The 16,856-nt window shown below is 45.1% G+C and carries 15 protein-coding genes; 13 read left to right on the forward strand and 2 right to left on the reverse strand.

Annotated elements, in window-relative coordinates:
- The first annotated feature begins 38 nt into the window (after positions 1-38).
- From essC to CVV77_RS19110, 6 genes are all read left to right on the forward strand, one after another.
- On the forward strand, positions 39-4,526 hold the full coding sequence (gene essC, locus CVV77_RS19085; protein WP_100276221.1) for a type VII secretion protein EssC: 4,488 nt from the start codon (positions 39-41) through the stop codon (positions 4,524-4,526).
- A complete protein-coding gene (gene esaA, locus CVV77_RS19090; RefSeq protein ID WP_100276222.1) occupies positions 4,523-7,765 on the forward strand; it encodes a type VII secretion protein EsaA in 3,243 nt (1,080 codons plus the stop codon). The genes essC and esaA overlap by 4 nt, the downstream gene beginning before the upstream one ends.
- A 31-nt stretch (positions 7,766-7,796) precedes the next feature.
- Positions 7,797-8,252, forward strand: coding sequence for a type VII secretion protein EssA (essA, locus tag CVV77_RS19095; RefSeq protein WP_100276223.1), 456 nt, complete (start codon positions 7,797-7,799; stop codon positions 8,250-8,252).
- 63 nt (positions 8,253-8,315) lie between these two features.
- Complete coding sequence (locus CVV77_RS19100; protein ID WP_100276224.1) at positions 8,316-9,047, forward strand: (S)-benzoin forming benzil reductase; 732 nt, start codon at positions 8,316-8,318, stop codon at positions 9,045-9,047.
- A gap of 195 nt (positions 9,048-9,242) precedes the next feature.
- Positions 9,243-9,773 carry an HD domain-containing protein gene (locus tag CVV77_RS19105; RefSeq protein ID WP_019259341.1) on the forward strand — a complete coding sequence of 177 codons (531 nt, stop codon included), beginning with the start codon at positions 9,243-9,245 and terminating at the stop codon, positions 9,771-9,773.
- 187 nt (positions 9,774-9,960) lie between these two features.
- Positions 9,961-10,197, forward strand: a complete 237-nt coding sequence (locus CVV77_RS19110) for a YuzF family protein (RefSeq protein ID WP_019259340.1) — start codon at positions 9,961-9,963, stop codon at positions 10,195-10,197.
- A 40-nt stretch (positions 10,198-10,237) separates the two neighbouring features.
- On the opposite strand, the gene CVV77_RS19115 is transcribed toward CVV77_RS19110, so the two are convergent.
- Positions 10,238-10,627, reverse strand: a complete 390-nt coding sequence (locus CVV77_RS19115; RefSeq protein WP_100276225.1) for a DUF2283 domain-containing protein — start codon at positions 10,625-10,627, stop codon at positions 10,238-10,240.
- 114 nt (positions 10,628-10,741) lie between these two features.
- Here CVV77_RS19115 and CVV77_RS19120 point away from each other — a divergent pair, with 114 nt between their 5' ends.
- The 7 genes from CVV77_RS19120 (at position 10,742) to pdeH (ending at position 16,424) form a co-directional block, all read left to right on the forward strand.
- Complete coding sequence (locus CVV77_RS19120) at positions 10,742-11,851, forward strand: AI-2E family transporter (protein WP_003241032.1); 1,110 nt, start codon at positions 10,742-10,744, stop codon at positions 11,849-11,851.
- Positions 11,852-11,910: 59 nt separating this feature from the next.
- Positions 11,911-12,132, forward strand: a complete 222-nt coding sequence (locus tag CVV77_RS19125) for a spore germination protein (RefSeq protein WP_003241034.1) — start codon at positions 11,911-11,913, stop codon at positions 12,130-12,132.
- 72 nt (positions 12,133-12,204) lie between these two features.
- On the forward strand, positions 12,205-12,453 hold the full coding sequence (locus tag CVV77_RS19130; protein ID WP_084991310.1) for a YueH family protein: 249 nt from the start codon (positions 12,205-12,207) through the stop codon (positions 12,451-12,453).
- 71 nt (positions 12,454-12,524) lie between these two features.
- Positions 12,525-12,923, forward strand: a complete 399-nt coding sequence (locus CVV77_RS19135) for a YueI family protein (protein WP_100276226.1) — start codon at positions 12,525-12,527, stop codon at positions 12,921-12,923.
- Positions 12,924-13,019: 96 nt separating this feature from the next.
- Complete coding sequence (locus CVV77_RS19140) at positions 13,020-13,571, forward strand: cysteine hydrolase family protein (RefSeq protein WP_100276227.1); 552 nt, start codon at positions 13,020-13,022, stop codon at positions 13,569-13,571.
- 15 nt (positions 13,572-13,586) lie between these two features.
- A complete protein-coding gene (locus CVV77_RS19145) occupies positions 13,587-15,059 on the forward strand; it encodes a nicotinate phosphoribosyltransferase (RefSeq protein ID WP_019259336.1) in 1,473 nt (490 codons plus the stop codon).
- Between the two features lie 135 nt (positions 15,060-15,194).
- On the forward strand, positions 15,195-16,424 hold the full coding sequence (pdeH, locus tag CVV77_RS19150; RefSeq protein WP_060399390.1) for a cyclic di-GMP phosphodiesterase: 1,230 nt from the start codon (positions 15,195-15,197) through the stop codon (positions 16,422-16,424).
- On the opposite strand, the gene CVV77_RS19155 is transcribed toward pdeH, so the two are convergent.
- Positions 16,400-16,768: a YuzC family spore coat inner layer protein gene (locus tag CVV77_RS19155; protein WP_084991317.1), complete on the reverse strand. Its 369-nt coding sequence runs from the start codon at positions 16,766-16,768 to the stop codon at positions 16,400-16,402. The two genes, pdeH and CVV77_RS19155, sit on opposite strands and share 25 nt — an antisense overlap.
- Positions 16,769-16,856: the final 88 nt, after the last annotated feature.

Raw genomic sequence — 16,856 nt, forward strand, 5'->3', positions numbered from 1 at the left:
ATCGCATGCTGCTATTCGGCCGTTAGGAGGTTCGCCATTTGAGTCTATTATGGGTTTTTTACCAAAATAACGTTCAAAAACTGAAACTGACTGACCTCCCGTCGTCCCATCCGGTGACCATAGGGCCTGATGTGAAGGATTCCGTTACGATCGGCACTATTCCGTTTGAAAGCGGAGTGATTTCCCTTCAAAGAAACGAATCCGGCGGCCAATACGAAGTTTTCCTGGGAAATGATTGTCTCGGCACGATTGAGCCGGATACATCATTTTCTCTCCAAACGGATCAGCAGGATATACGCTTGATATTGACGGGCAGTGAGCCTCATAAATCCGTTTATTTTACGGGGAATCGGGATGAAATCATATGCTCTTCAGAAAAGACAAATGCAGATATTTATCTGAATCCGCAAGAGTTTGCTTTTGCAGAACACAGCACGTTCTCTTTGCTTCTTGTCGGCAGAAGCTGGTCGGTTCGTCCTGAAAGAGGGACGATCTTCTTGAACGGAGAGAAGATCATCGACAATACAACGCTCCAGCCGGGGGATGAAATTTTCTGGAACTTTACGCAAATGAGAGTGACGGAACAAGACCTTTTAGAAATTGTTCATTTTGCCCCGTTTGAAACGGCATTAACAGAAACGGTCAAACCGAGCACAGAGATGCAGAAAAAATATCCGCAGTACAGAAGAACGCCGCGAATGGTGTACGACCTGCCGGATGACCGCGTTTCTTTCAGTTTTCCCTCTCAGGAGAGCGATCAAACCAATAGAGGGCTGTGGCTCGTCATTCTGCCTCCGCTTGTGATGCTGATCGTGATGGGCGTTGTCGCAATCATTCAGCCGCGCGGCATATTCATACTCGTTTCTCTGGCGATGTTTATGATGACCCTCATTACCTCGACGGTGCAATATTTCCGGGATAAAAACCAGCGGAAAAAACGCGAAGAAAAACGGGAGCGCGTGTATAAGCTTTACCTAGACAATAAGCGGAAAGAGCTTCAGGCGCTTGCTGAAAAGCAAAAGCAGGTTCTGGAATTTCATTTTCCTTCATTCGAACAAATGAAATACTTAACAAGTGAAATCAGTGACCGGATCTGGGAAAAATCGCTTGAAAGCAAGGATTATCTCCAGCTGCGGCTTGGGACGGGAACAGTCCCTTCAAGCTATGAAATCAATATGAGCGGCGGGGACTTGGCCAATCGTGATATCGATGACCTCATGGAGAAATCCCAGCACATGCAGCGTGTCTATAAGGACATTCGCAATGCCCCGGTTACGGTTGATTTGGCGGAAGGTCCGATGGGGCTTGTCGGTAAATCGCAAATTGTGAAAAATGAGATTCACCAGCTGATCGGACAGCTGTCGTTCTTCAACAGCTATCACGATTTGCGTTTCGTTTTTATTTTTCATGAAGAAGAGTATAAAGACTGGGAGTGGATGAAGTGGCTGCCGCAATTTCAAATGCCCCATATTTATGCGAAAGGTTTTATATATAATGAGCAAACCCGAGACCAGCTCCTATCTTCGCTTTACGAATTGATCAGAGAGCGCGATCTCGAAGATGACAAAGAAAAACTGCAGTTCAAACCGCATTTTGTATTTGTCATTACGAATCAGCAGCTGATCTCAGAGCACGTCATACTCGAATATTTAGAAGGACAGCATGAGCATCTGGGCATCTCTACAATTGTCGCTGCGGAAACAAAGGAAAGCTTGTCGGAAAACATTACGACTCTTGTCCGCTACATCAATGAGCATGAAGGCGACATTTTAATACAAAAGAAAAAAGCGGTAAGAATTCCGTTCCGCCTCGATTATCATCAGCGCGGGGACAACGAACGGTTTTCACGCACGCTGCGGACGCTGAATCACCAGGTCGGCATTACGAATTCCATTCCGGAAACGGTATCGTTCCTGGAGCTTTTCCATGCGAAGGAAGTAAAGGAAATCGGCATTCAGCAAAGATGGATGACGAGTGAATCGGCGAAGTCGCTGTCAGTGCCGATCGGCTATAAAGGAAAAGATGACATTGTGTACCTGAACCTTCACGAAAAAGCCCACGGTCCGCACGGGTTGCTTGCAGGGACAACGGGGTCAGGGAAAAGTGAATTTCTCCAGACCTACATTTTGTCACTTGCGGTGCATTTTCACCCGCATGAAGCGGCTTTCTTATTAATTGACTATAAGGGCGGAGGGATGGCACAGCCGTTTCGCAATATTCCTCACTTGCTCGGCACAATCACAAATATTGAAGGCAGCAAAAACTTCAGTATGCGTGCGCTTGCTTCCATAAAAAGCGAGCTGAAAAAAAGGCAGCGCCTGTTTGATCAATATCAAGTCAATCACATCAATGACTATACAAAGCTGTACAAGCAGGGGAAAGCAGAAGTGGCGATGCCTCATTTGTTCTTAATTTCTGATGAATTCGCCGAGCTGAAAAGCGAGGAGCCGGATTTTATCAGAGAGCTTGTCAGTGCCGCGCGTATCGGGCGAAGCCTCGGCGTTCATTTGATTTTGGCGACACAGAAGCCGGGCGGCATCATTGACGACCAGATCTGGAGCAACTCGCGCTTTAAAGTAGCGCTGAAGGTTCAGGATGCCACCGACAGTAAAGAAATTTTGAAAAACAGCGATGCCGCAAACATTACCGTGACAGGACGCGGGTATTTGCAGGTCGGCAACAATGAAGTGTATGAGCTGTTTCAATCAGCTTGGAGCGGTGCGCCTTACTTAGAGGAAGTCTACGGAACAGAGGATGAAATCGCGATCGTCACGGATACGGGTCTGATCCCGCTTTCCGAAGTTGATACCGAAGATATCGCGAAAAAAGACGTTCAAACAGAAATCGAAGCAGTAGTTGACGAAATTGAACGCATCCAAGATGAAATGGGAATCGAGAAGTTGCCAAGCCCTTGGCTGCCGCCGCTTGCGGAACGTATCCCGCGCACTCTTTTTCCTTCAGAAGAAAAAGACCATTTCCACTTCGCGTATGTCGACGAACCTGATCTGCAAAGACAGGCGCCGATTGCTTATAAGATGATGGAAGACGGAAATATCGGCATATTCGGCTCTTCTGGCTACGGAAAATCGATTGCAGCCGCAACGTTCCTGATGAGCTTTGCGGACGTATACACACCAGAAGAACTTCATGTCTATATCTTTGATTTCGGAAACGGAACGCTTCTGCCATTAGCGAAGTTGCCTCATACAGCGGATTACTTCCTGATGGACCAGTCAAGAAAAATTGAAAAGTTCATGATTCGAATCAAAGAAGAAATTGACCGCCGTAAACGTCTGTTCAGGGAAAAAGAAATCAGCCACATCAAAATGTACAATGCGCTGAGCGAGGAAGAGCTTCCGTTCATTTTCATCACCATTGACAACTTTGACATCGTCAAGGATGAGATGCATGAGCTTGAATCGGAATTTGTCCAGCTTTCCAGAGACGGACAGAGCTTGGGTATCTACTTCATGCTGACAGCAACGCGTGTGAATGCAGTCCGCCAGTCATTGTTAAATAACCTGAAAACAAAGGTTGTCCATTATCTCATGGATCAATCTGAGGGATATTCCATTTACGGACGGCCGAAGTTCAATCTTGAACCGATTCCGGGGCGCGTCATCATTCAAAAGGAAGAGCTTTATTTCGCGCAAATGTTCCTGCCTGTTGACGCGGACGATGATATCAGCATGTTCAACGGCCTGAAATCAGACGTTCAGCATCTTCAGGAGCGCTTTGCTTCAATGGACCTGCCGGCACCGATTCCGATGCTGCCTGAGAGCCTGTCGACAAGAGAATTTTCTCTCCGCTTCAAGCTGGAACGCAAGCCTTTATCTGTACCGATCGGGCTTCATGAAGAAACAGTCAGCCCAGTCTATTTTGATTTGGGCAAGCATAAGCACTGCCTGATTTTAGGTCAGACCCAGCGCGGGAAAACAAACGTCTTAAAAGTAATGCTTGAACATCTGATTGATGATGAAACCGAAATGATCGGCCTGTTTGACTCGATTGACCGCGGCTTGTCCCAATATGCGAAGGAATCAGACGTCTCATATTTGGAAACGAAAGAAGATATTGAGCAGTGGATCGAAACAGCAGAAGATATTTTTAAAACAAGAGAAGCCATGTATATAGAAGCCGTCCGCCAGGGAGATGTGCAAAACCTGCGATTCTCACAAGTGGTGCTGATGATTGACGGGATTACGAGATTCCAGCAGACGATTGATACGAGAATACAAGACCGTCTGGCAAACTTCATGAAATCATACGCGCATCTTGGCTTCAGCTTTATCCCGGGCGGAAACCACAGCGAATTCTCAAAAGGCTATGACTCCTTGACGACAGAGATGAAGCAAATTCGCCACGCGATTCTGCTGATGAAAAAATCTGAGCAAAATGTCATTCCTCTCCCGTACCAAAGACAGGAGCCTGAGATTCAGCCGGGCTTCGGATATGTTGTGGAAAACGGGAAGGAGCAAAAAGTTCAAATTCCTTTATGTTCTGCTGAAAGGGAGAGTGCTAGATGACAGAACAACGAAAAAGCTTGATCAAGTTAATATCCGCCGTCATCATCATTTTGCTGCTGCCGGTTTTGTTTTTCCGCTTTATCGGAGACGATCCGACGAAAAAAGCAGTCAATTCCACGCGGCAAATCGCGGTGGTGAATGAAGACACAGGCGTATTGAGTGATGAGGTGAAGTCTGATGAAGAGGACAAATCCGCCCATTTCGGCAAGGAAGTAGCGGCCGTTCTGGGTGAACGTCCCGATTATTCGTGGACGGTCGTAAACCGAAGCGCGGCCGAGACTGGTCTCGCGTCAAAGAAATACGATGCGATCGTCTACATCCCCTCAGATTTCTCAAAAAATATTTTGAGCTATGACAAAGATCATCCTCAAAAAGCAACGCTCGAATTCAGCATTCAAGATAACCTGAATGCGGTCAACAAAGAAAAAGTTCAGCGTGAGCTTGAGGATGCCCAAAAGACAATGAACAAAAAAATGTCGGCCTTATACTGGAACTTTGTTTCGCAAAAAGTGGACAACATCAGAGGAGAATTTGACAAAATCGTCAATAAAGAATCTGAATTCCAGAATGTCATGTACAACTTTTACAAACCAAGCTCTAATGATTTAGCAGGTGAAATCAAACAGCAAAAAGACTTAATCGATGAGCTGAAGAAATCAATGAATGAAGCGCAGGGCACGACAAAAGAAAAAGCTTCAACAGCGGAGGAAGCCAAAAACACGCTGAAAGAATTCGTTGATACAGTTGAAAGATACAAAGAATATCAAGAAAATCAGAAAAAACTGCTTTTGGCAGCCCAGGATTCAACCCAGCAGCAAATCCACACAGGCCTGGATGCCATCCAAGCTCAGCAAAAGGCGAATCAGTTCAGCGAACGCATGAGCGGACTATCAACAGGGATCAGCCAAGTGAAAACACAGCTTGGGCAAACCAGCACAGTTCTGGCAGCCGCACAGCAAATCAGGGAAGGCCAGGTGCCTCAGCAGGAACTTGGCATGGCAAAAATCCAAAGTGATTTAATCGATCAATATCAGGCAACATCAAGGCAGGCTGCATTAAACCAAGTATACGGACTCCTTGTTGAGTCTCGCGCAGCGCTTACTGTTGCGAAAGGCGATCCGGAGCCTGATGGAGATGATGGTTCAGATGATGAAGATAAAGATCCAAAGGAAGAAAACCCTGAAGAACTGAAAATAGATCTTGAAAAACAGCGTGAAGAACTGAAAAACATCGCAGCAGACATTCAGGACATTTCGGACAATCTAAAAGAGCCTGAAAAAGAGGAGCCGACGCCAGAGAACCCTGGAACTGAAAATCCTGGAACAGACGAACCGTCCACTGACAACCCGGAAAATCCTGATGACGGAAACAACACAAATCCCGATGATTCACAGGGAGACACCGGAAACGATGATAACAGCAGTGATACCGGGAATGACGGACAAACGGACGGCAATACTCAGGATCAAGACCAGCAGCAGGGAACAGACGGTCAGGAGCAGAACGGAGATGCCTCTAATGATGAGTCAGACAGCGGAAAAACCGAAACAGGCACATCTGCTGAACAGACCGCTTCATCAGATTCTGCCCTTCAATTGATCCAGCTGGCAAATGAAGACGGAACCGGCGATTCAGGAGATACCGGAGGCGACGGCGGCACGACTCAGCCTGAGGACGAAGATCAAACAGGAAACGATGAGATTTCTGATATCGCAAAAGCAAAAGAACAGCTCAGCAAAGCGTCTGAGCGAATCAAGCAAATTGAAGAAGAGCTCAAAGAAAAAGAAACTGCCCATAATGAAGAGCTGAAAAAGAAATTAGAAGAACTAAAAGAGCAAATGGATGGTCTTAATGATGAAATTGATGACTTGAAAGACCAAGTAAAGAAGCTAGAAGGTAAACTTGAAAATCTTGAAGCGAAACGGAAGAGGGAGTTCGAAGGGATTTACAGCGCGATTCGTGAGCTTGAAAATAAAGATCAGCTTCAATTCCCGGGAGAAATTAATACAGAAAGCATCTCCGCTTTAATGAGATACTATAAATATTTATCTGTTTATGACTCTGTATTATCCGGAACTATCGACAGCATTGCAAAAACCAATGCCATTGACGGTCAGCAGGGCAACGTCAAATCCATCCTGGCTCTCTCACCTGCAGAATCAGCCAGCTGGGAAGATCTCAAAAACAACACGATGCAAACCGATGAAGACATTAACAGCTTTATCGACGGCATGACCAAATTTGCGGACGAATACAGCGGTTTTATCCGTGACACTCAAGCAGGTGTTCTGGACGAGCTGACGAAAATCTCTGAAAGTGCCGCAAAAGCGTCAGAACAGCTGGTAACGGGCGCAACACAGGAATCTGCGACGTTCAGTAACGACGGGCTGTCTGGCACAATGGCGCTGAGTGTACAAGATACGGTCGGCCAGGAAGTGCTGCAAATGTCAGACATGATGGGTTCATTATCTGACCGCCAGTCAGGCATTATCGATTACACAACCAACATGCAGCAAAGCGTCAATGATGTACAGACGAAAGCTGACACCTTAAACAACAACTGGGGGAAAAATGTCGCCTCAACGAAACTCGTGCGGAATGACGTATACGGCATATTGGGGAATACATTAGTAGACGGGCAAAACAACGGCTATGTATATGATTACTTGGCGAATCCGCTTAAGATCAGCGGAGAGGTTCCGGAAGAAAAAACTCAAACGGTGCCGCCGGTTGTCATCCTTGTCATTGTGTTGATCAGCAGTCTGTTAATCGGCTATTTCAGCTCGTATTACCAAAACGCGCCGCTTCTCGTCAAAGGAGCGCTATTTGGAATTCTGAATATCCTTGTCGGATTGATGATCAGCTTGTTCGGTTTGAATATTTATTCATTGCCGGACGATCAAACGATTAAGTGGTCAGTGTTTACGATTCTACTGCTGGTCGCAAGCTCAGCCTTCATCCGTGCGGCATTCAGATTCGGATCGATCCCTGGATGGGTGGCTTCGGCAGCAATGATTCTATTCTACGTCGCACCGCTTATTGATTTGATTATGCCGAACTTTACATTTGAAGATCCGGTATCGAATGTATATATCGACATCCAGTATGGTACTGGGCATTTGTTTGCAATGGGAATATCGGTTCTACTGATCATTACGGTGATTGCCGCGGCTCTGCCGCTTATTATCCGGCTGATGGCAGAAAAAACAGCAGAAAGCGATGAAACGTATGAAGCGTAATCGCAGCATGGAAAAGGGGATCATGATTTGTATGCTCTCCTTTTCCCTTTTCATACCCTCTGCCGCCGCTGCCGAAACCGAAGAAAATACAGATGTCGCGCCAAACCAATATGAGAAAAAAGACATTGAAATCGATACGAATTATTTGCATGAAGATACCTACTATGAAGAAAAAACAGAACTGCCTGAAGAACAGAAGGATATCACCTTTGATAAGCCGGAGGATAAGGATGCAGAGCTGTTAAAAGATTTGTTTACATCAACAAATACCGAGGAATCCAACACGATTGCGGCTCAATCGAAACAGCTTGGGATTACCTTTGCTGAAAAACCAATCACAAAGGCGTCATCCACGGAAACAGAAGAAGAACAAGAAACATCTTCTCTGCTGCTTCCGATTATCTATGTCGTGCTGATTCTGCTCGGAATAGCAGGCATTGTGTTCCTCATCCCAAAAGTCACAGCGCAGGAGAACAAAAAGGCATAGGCTCCCGTGCTTGTGTTGAGTAAAAGCGGTACGTACAATAGGAACGGAAGGAGGAGGTTTCCAATGGAACTTTATATCATTACCGGAGCGTCAAAAGGACTGGGTGAAGCCATCGCATTGCAGGCTTTAGAGAAGGGCCATGAAGTCCATGCCTTATCCAGGACAAAAGCTGATGTCTCACATGAAAAACTGACGCAGCATCATATAGACCTCATCAATCTCGAAGAAGCTGAACAGCAATTTGAATCATTGCTTTCATCCATCAATCCAGATCGTTATTCAGGTATTACCCTGATCAATAACGCTGGAATGGTAACACCGATCAAACGCGCCGGCGAAGCGTCTCTTGACGAACTGCAGCGCCATTATCAGCTGAACCTGACAGCGCCCGTGCTTTTGAGTCAGCTGTTTACAAAACGGTTTGCTTCATACAGCGGCAAAAAAACGGTTGTCAACATTACGTCAGGCGCCGCCAAAAAACCATACAAGGGATGGAGCGCGTATTGCAGCTCAAAAGCCGGGCTTGACATGTTTACGAGGACATTCGGATTTGAACAGGAGGATGAAGAACTGCCCGTGAACATGATTTCTTTCTCACCGGGTGTTATGGACACTGAGATGCAAGCCGTCATCCGTTCTTCATCGAAAAAGGATTTCCACGACATTGAACGATTCCGGAAATTAAATAAAACAGGAAGCCTTCGCAGTCCGGCCTTTATTGCCGATACGCTGCTTTCTTTATTAGAAACAGGCGCGGAAAACGGCCGCATTTATGATATAAAAGAGTTTTTGTAGAGCAGAGATTTTCTGCTCTTTTTTTTATAAAAAGGCAACAGTCCGCGCACTTTGTTGAACAGCCGCATATACTGACTGAAACTCTGCTTTTAGGGTATAACAATGATGATAAGAAGATAAAATGATGTGACATAAGAATTGAGTTTCTCTGCAAATTATGTTAGGATTCTAAAAATATCTAAAGGAGGGGTTTCCATGAGAAAGGTTACATTAATGGATGTTTTCACCCATCCAATTGCACAAAAATATATGCAGCGCTCAGGCGTGGCACATGCGATTGCTTGCGCTTATCATGCATACAGGCTGTCTGTAAAGGCTGGCATCAACCCTGATTTAGCTGCAAAAGCGGCACTGCTGCATGACATCGGCCATTATGAATGGTATACGGACGGTGAGTGGGATTATGAGAAATACAAACGAAATGACATTCATGCCATCAAAGGAGCAGAACGGGCGCATAAGCTTCTAATTCGGCTTGGCGAGGAACCGAAAGCGGCAAAAGAAATTGCCCTTGCCATTTTGCTTCATACCGATTCCTATTTGCCTGAAGGTGAATTAGATAAAAACACGCTGCAGCAGATTGTCAAAAAAGCGGACGAACTTGATGAAGAGCCGGGCGGCCACCATCATTACCGTCAAATTGATCCTTCAACTGCACGTCAAAAAATAGAAAAGCTGGACCAATTAATCGACCAAGCCCAGGCATCCATGATAAAGCAAGTATAAGTCCCGCTTTTTACACGGAACAGCGCCAGCTTTCTACGCTGTCTCCGCTTCATTACCATTTCCTTTACACCCGCTTCCAAACATATTCTCCTAAAATCCCCGCATCCCTCGTTTTCTCAGGTAAGCCTGTGTCATTATCCATAATTGCGGCATAAGCTGAGATAAAACATAAAAAGGGGATTGAAGTATGGTCAACCAAGGTAGCCCGCAACTGGTCTCTTTAGTCGATCCTTATGTCTATCAGACCATTAAAAAGCTCATCGGCTCAAGGTTCGTTATACAGACAGTACGAGATACGGTCAGAGGCAGACTGATCGATGTAAACCCTGACCATATCACAATTGAAGGAGCCCGAAATGCTGTTTGTTTGATTAGAATCCAGCACATGATTTCCGTCACGCCAGATTACAGTGAGCGGGTTTAACAGTGCTTGCGCATGAAAAATAGGCGTACATCGGGACGTCCTATTTTTCAGTTAAGCGCTGCAAAAACGCACTGTGATACATCGATTCGTCAAGGTCAAAACCGGCAAATTCCTGGCAGCCGCCATCTGAAAAACAAAAAGTGACACCGTACACTGTATAGCTGGAACGGACTGAAGCCTGTTGACGAACACGAAAGTGATAGCCGTCTGCATCTTTTACATAGAGCCGTGATTTCCCGGCAAACGGGGCACAGAGCAGTGCTGCCTCACCAAAACATTCGAATCCGGCGATTTTGCCGTTTTGGCCGATATCCAGCAGGATACAATCATTGACTTTAAGCTCCTCTGACCGTACATTCCTGCTCTCTTTCGGATGAAGAAGGTGGATATAAACCAGTCCGGAATCTTTATCGTATGTCACAGCCTGCATCACCAACACTCCTTTCATCATATTAAGAGTTCTGATATGAGTTCATTTTTGTTACAATGATGGGGTATAAGTCCTTTTATCTGACACATAAAGAAAAACTAGGAGGAACAAAGCTTGTTGAAATCAAAAGTCCATTTTTGGACATTGCAGATTTTATTTGTTTTGCTGATTATTTACGTAGCAACAAAAGTTTCATTTGTATTTCAGCCGTTTATTGTTTTTATCTCGACACTGTTTTTCCCGATGCTGATTGCGGGAATTTTGTATTTCATTTTTAATCCGGTCGTCCGCTTGCTTGAGAAAAAAATTCCGCGGACATTATCCATTCTATTGATCTACTTACTCTTTATCGGTTTGCTTGCCTTCGTTTCAGCGTCGGTCGGACCTGTTATTACATCGCAGGTTACCGGGCTGTTTAACAATCTTCCTGATTATATAAAACAGATTCAGGCGCTGACAAAAGATTTGTCCCATTCCCAATGGTTTACCTGGATGATGAATCAGGATTATGTATCGATATCAAAAATTGAACAGTCGTTGACAAGCTTTCTCCAAAACCTGCCGCAAAATATCACGTCCAGTTTATCTGCGGTGTTTGGCGTCGTGACAAACATCACGCTTGTTATTATCACTGTTCCATTTATCCTTTTTTATATGCTGAAAGACGGACACCGCTTTCCGAACTTGGCAGTAAAAATTCTTCCGGCTTCATATCGGACAGAAGGCTTGAAGATTTTTAAAGATTTATCCGATACGCTTGCGGCTTATTTTCAGGGACAGCTGTTAATCTGTCTGTTTGTCGGAACAGCGTGTTTTATTGGCTACTTAATAGCCGGGCTGCCGTATGCCCTGATTCTTGGGATTGTCATGGCGATTACCAATATCATTCCTTATGTCGGGCCTTTTCTCGGTGCTGCGCCGGCTGTCATTGTCGGTTTTATGGATTCGCCGGCCAAAGCGCTGTTTGCGATTATTGTAGTTGTCGTCGTTCAGCAGCTTGACGGGAACTTGCTGTCTCCTCTCGTGATCGGAAAGCGGCTGAATACGCACCCGCTTACAATTATTTTGCTGTTGATCGGAGCCGGAAGCTTCGGCGGAATTCTCGGCATGATTTTAGCGGTGCCGGTCTACGCGGTAGTGAAGGCATTCTTCCTGAATATTGTCCGCTTAATCAAACTGCGTCAGCGGTCACGCCTTGAAGAAAACGCAAAGCCCGCTGAATAGGCGGGCACCATTTGCGCCTCTTTGCATATGATGCTGTAAGTCAATGCGGAGGTGGGGAAATGCCTGCGATTGTAGGTCCGATTTATATTATGTCCATATCAGGTGATGCAGCGGCCAGCTTTGGAGATGTGTTTGCGATTTCGCCGAAAAGCGTTGATCATACCGGAGCGGGATCGGGTGCGTTTCAATTAGGTGATTATATAAAGATCAATAATGAACACAGTAAAACCATCCTCAAAGATGCCGATATCATTGATGAAACAGTGTCGTTTAACGGGTAACAGCCTTTTCGGAGAGGCTGTTGCTTTTTTTATTGTATAATATGGTTAGTCTTTAAATAGTGAGGTTATGTTATGAAAATCAGAAAAGCGAATATCAATACGGAAACCGGAATGATCACGGACGTGTATCTGCATGAAAACAGAAAAGAACTGCGCACGCTTGTAGCGGTTCCGCAGCTGGAGTGGAGCACGATCATTTCTTATGAGGAAGATAAAGCATCTCTGCCTGAACGGCTGGAAGCTTCTTTGCGCCGGCATACAGAGGAAGACCCGGCTGGTGAGCTGGCCAAAAAAATCATTCATTGGGTAACAGAAATGTAAACGGCCATTGAAAGTTTAGCTCCTGCCTGATCAGGTGATAATGAAGACAAACAAGACGGGAGGACGAGCTTTTGAGTGATGATAAAATGGATCTCTATTTGCAGCAAGGAATGTATGGGCCCTTGGAGACAAAGCCAGACGAGCGCCATTTGTTTTTAGGCTCATTAAGGGAAAGAGTCCTTTTGGCACTGACGAAAGGACAGGTGCTCAGAAGCAAACCGTATGAAGAAGCGGAACACGCACTCAAAAACAGCAAAAACATCACTCTTTTGATTAATGGAGAGCTTCAGTACCAGTCTTACTCTCCCTATATCCAAATGGCGAACCGGAACGGAGTGAACTTCAAGATCGTATCTGATTTTCAGTTTCATACGCCTTTAGGCCTTGTGATTGCGGCTGATATCGCTATGAATCGTGAATTGATATATGTTCAGGACGACATTTTTAACCGGTCAGTGCTGAAACCTTAAGAGACAAACGGATCGTTTGTCTTTTTGTTCATGGCAATTCACTTACAACTGGAGATAAGATATAATGTTCTCATACTGATGGCGGGGAGGCCGGCTATGAAAAAAGCACTTATTTGTATTGATTATACGAATGATTTTGTGGCGAGTGACGGAAAATTGACCTGCGGGGAGCCCGGCAGAATGATTGAAGAGGCGATCGTCAATTTGACCGAAGAATTCATCACAAACGGTGATTACGTCGTATTAGCAGTAGATTCTCATGATGAAGGGGATCAATATCACCCTGAAACCCGTCTTTTTCCTCCGCATAACATAAAAGGCACGGAAGGAAAAGATCTGTACAGAAAGCTTTTGCCTCTATATCAGAAACATGAACATGAACCAAATGTTTACTACATGGAAAAAACGAGATATTCTGCTTTTGCGGGTACTGATTTAGAGCTCAAACTCAGAGAGCGGCAGATTGGCGAGCTGCATCTTGCCGGCGTCTGCACAGATATTTGTGTGTTGCATACAGCGGTTGACGCATACAACAAAGGTTTCCGGATTGTTGTGCATAAACAGGCTGTTGCCAGCTTTAATCAGGAGGGGCACACGTGGGCTCTTTCCCATTTTGCAAATAGCATCGGAGCGCAAGTGGCAGAGTAAGGAAGGGGAAAAACAGTGTTAGAGTACGGATTTAAAGATGACAGCCTGTCATTACATACAGACCTTTATCAAATCAACATGGCAGAAACTTACTGGAGAGACGGCATTCATGAAAAGAAAGCGATTTTTGAGCTTTTTTTCAGAAGGCTTCCGTTTGAAAATGGCTATGCGGTTTTTGCGGGCTTGGAAAAAGCCATCGAATACTTGGAAAATTTCAAGTTTACGGATAGCGACCTGAGTTATTTACAGGATGAGCTCGGGTATCATGAAGATTTTATTGAATATTTGCGCGGTTTATCTTTTACAGGTTCTCTTTACTCCATGAAAGAAGGAGAGCTCGTCTTTAACAATGAGCCGATTATGAGGGTGGAGGCCCCCTTGGTAGAAGCACAGCTGATTGAAACGGCTTTGCTCAACATTGTGAACTACCAAACATTAATCGCAACAAAGGCTGCCCGGATTAAAGGCGTCATCGGCGATGAAGTCGCACTTGAATTTGGAACAAGACGGGCGCATGAAATGGATGCGGCCATGTGGGGAGCGAGAGCAGCTTTAATCGGCGGCTTCAGCGCAACAAGCAATGTAAGAGCTGGAAAGCGCTTTAATATCCCGGTATCCGGCACGCATGCGCATGCGCTTGTGCAGGCTTACCGCGATGAATATACAGCTTTCAAAAAATACGCGGAAACGCATAAGGATTGCGTCTTCTTAGTCGACACGTATGACACGCTTCGTTCAGGCATGCCGAATGCGATTAGAGTTGCTAAGGAATTCGGAGACCGCATCAATTTCATTGGCATCCGCCTGGACAGCGGCGATTTGGCGTACCTGTCAAAAAAAGCCCGGAAAATGCTTGATGAAGCAGGGTTTACAGACGCGAAAGTCATTGCTTCAAGTGATTTGGATGAGCATACCATTATGAATTTAAAGGCTCAGGGAGCGCGCATTGATGTCTGGGGTGTCGGTACGAAGCTGATTACCGCCTATGACCAGCCGGCTCTCGGCGCAGTTTACAAGCTCGTTGCCATTGAAGAAGACGGGAAAATGGTCGACACGATTAAAATTTCGTCCAATCCTGAAAAAGTGACGACACCGGGCAGAAAGAAAGTATACCGCATTATCAATCAGTCCAATCATCATTCTGAAGGCGACTATATTGCGCTTTATGATGAGCAGGTGAATGATCAGAAGCGGCTCAGAATGTTCCACCCGGTTCATACATTCATCAGCAAATTTGTCACGAATTTTTATGCGAAGGATCTTCATGAGCTGATTTTTGAAAAGGGTATTCTTTGCTATCAAAACCCTGAGATCTCAGACATACAGCAGTATGTGCAGGATAACCTCAGCCTGCTGTGGGAGGAATATAAGAGAATCAGCAAGCCGGAGGAATATCCAGTTGATTTAAGCGAGGACTGCTGGAGCAATAAAATGCAGCGGATCCACGAAGTGAAAAGCAGACTTGATGAAGAGCTTGAAGAAGAATAAAGAAAACTGGCCATTCGTTCGCGAAGAGGCCAGTTTTTCTTTATGAATATTATTTTTCATGTTTAGACAATTTTCGTCAAATTATTTGATATACTTAGGGGTGAAAGCCGCGCGCATTGTAAGGGGGATAAACCAATGAGGGTGTTTGTTGCAAGACAGCCTATTTTTAATAGAAAAGAGCAGGTTGTTGCTTATGAACTGCTGTATAGAGAGAGTGAAGAGAATGTGTATAGCGCTAAAGACGGCGATCAGGCAACAACAGATTTGGTGATCAACAGCTTTTTAAACATCGGTATTGAGAAGCTGACGGAAGGGAAACGCTGTTTTGTTAATTTTACGGAAAGCCTGATGTTCTCGAATCTTCCCACCTCCTTCAATCCGAAACAGCTTGTCATTGAAATCCTTGAAGATATACCGATCACGCCGGCCCTCATCTCAAGATGCAGAGAGCTAAAAAAAATGGGGTATATGCTGGCGCTTGATGATTTTTATGCCATAAATCCGCAAAATGAAGACTTACTGGAAAAGCTCATGAGCTATATTGATATATTGAAAATTGATTTTCTCAAAACAACACGAATGGAACGCAGAAAAATTTTGCAAACCTACGGCTGCAGCGGTTTGATTTTTTTAGCGGAAAAAGTAGAGACCCGAAAAGAATATAAACAGGCAGCCCAAGACGGATTTCAATTATTCCAGGGCTACTTTTTCAGCGAGCCGCGCATTATCAGCGGGCATGATCTGTCGACTCATTTCTATTCTTATTATGAACTGCTTAACGAATTGAGCAAAGAACAGCCTAACATAAAACGTGTGACAGAGTACATAGAGCGGGATTTATCACTGTCCTATCAAATCTTAAAATTTTTAAACTCATCCCACAGCCGACTGAGCCAGAAAATTGAAAGCATTCAACAGGCCATTATGCTGCTTGGGTTTAATGAAATCAAACGGTGGATATACATTCTTTCCTTTAAGGATTTAAGCAGAAAAGGGAATTCCAGCAAGCACGAAATCATTAAGATTTCTTTGATGAGAGCAAAGCTTTGTGAACTGCTGGCGAGAAAAACAGCCCGGCCGCAGCCTGCTTCTTATATGCTGATCGGAATGTTTTCTCTCATAGACACCCTGCTGCACAGAGAAATAGAGGATATTATTCAAGAATTGCCTTTAAAAGATGAAGTCGGACAAGCGTTATTAGGCCATCAAAACGACTACTACCAAATGCTCGAGCTTGTGAAATTAATTGAAAGCAACAACTGGGACACCTGCACAGAATTAGGCAAAGAACTGGACAAAGAAGAAGCGTATGAATGTTATCTTGAGGCTCTGGAGTGGTGTCATAAGCTTATGGACGCAAAGTGATTGCGGTCTTCTGACCACCGCAAAGCAAGAATCATTCGGCTTTGCGTCCCGATGAGGCTGATGTAGATGCCGTCGGGATTAAAGACCGCATCCACTTCATGCCGGACGCCCATTTGTTTGATCAGGCGCTTTACAGTTTGTTTATCTGACTGCTCGGCTGCGGTCAGGATGCGGCGCGAGAGCTCCCGCGAGCCCGCAATGCGGCCTAAAACGAGCTGGGCATCGGCGAACAGCCCTGCGGCCTCTCTCGCTGAACGGATAAAGGTATCTGTTTGGACAGCGGGAGCAGGCGGGCGGCGAATCTCATACGGATAGGCGTAAAACCAAGGATAATGATATCTCATGGGAGCACCTCACACAAAAGGATGTTTCTATATGTATAGATCTCAAATAGCCGAATATGACAAAGCGAAAAGGCCACAACTTTAGCGT

This window comes from Bacillus sp. SN1 (assembly GCF_002796895.1).
Taxonomy (GTDB): domain Bacteria; phylum Bacillota; class Bacilli; order Bacillales; family Bacillaceae; genus Bacillus; species Bacillus inaquosorum.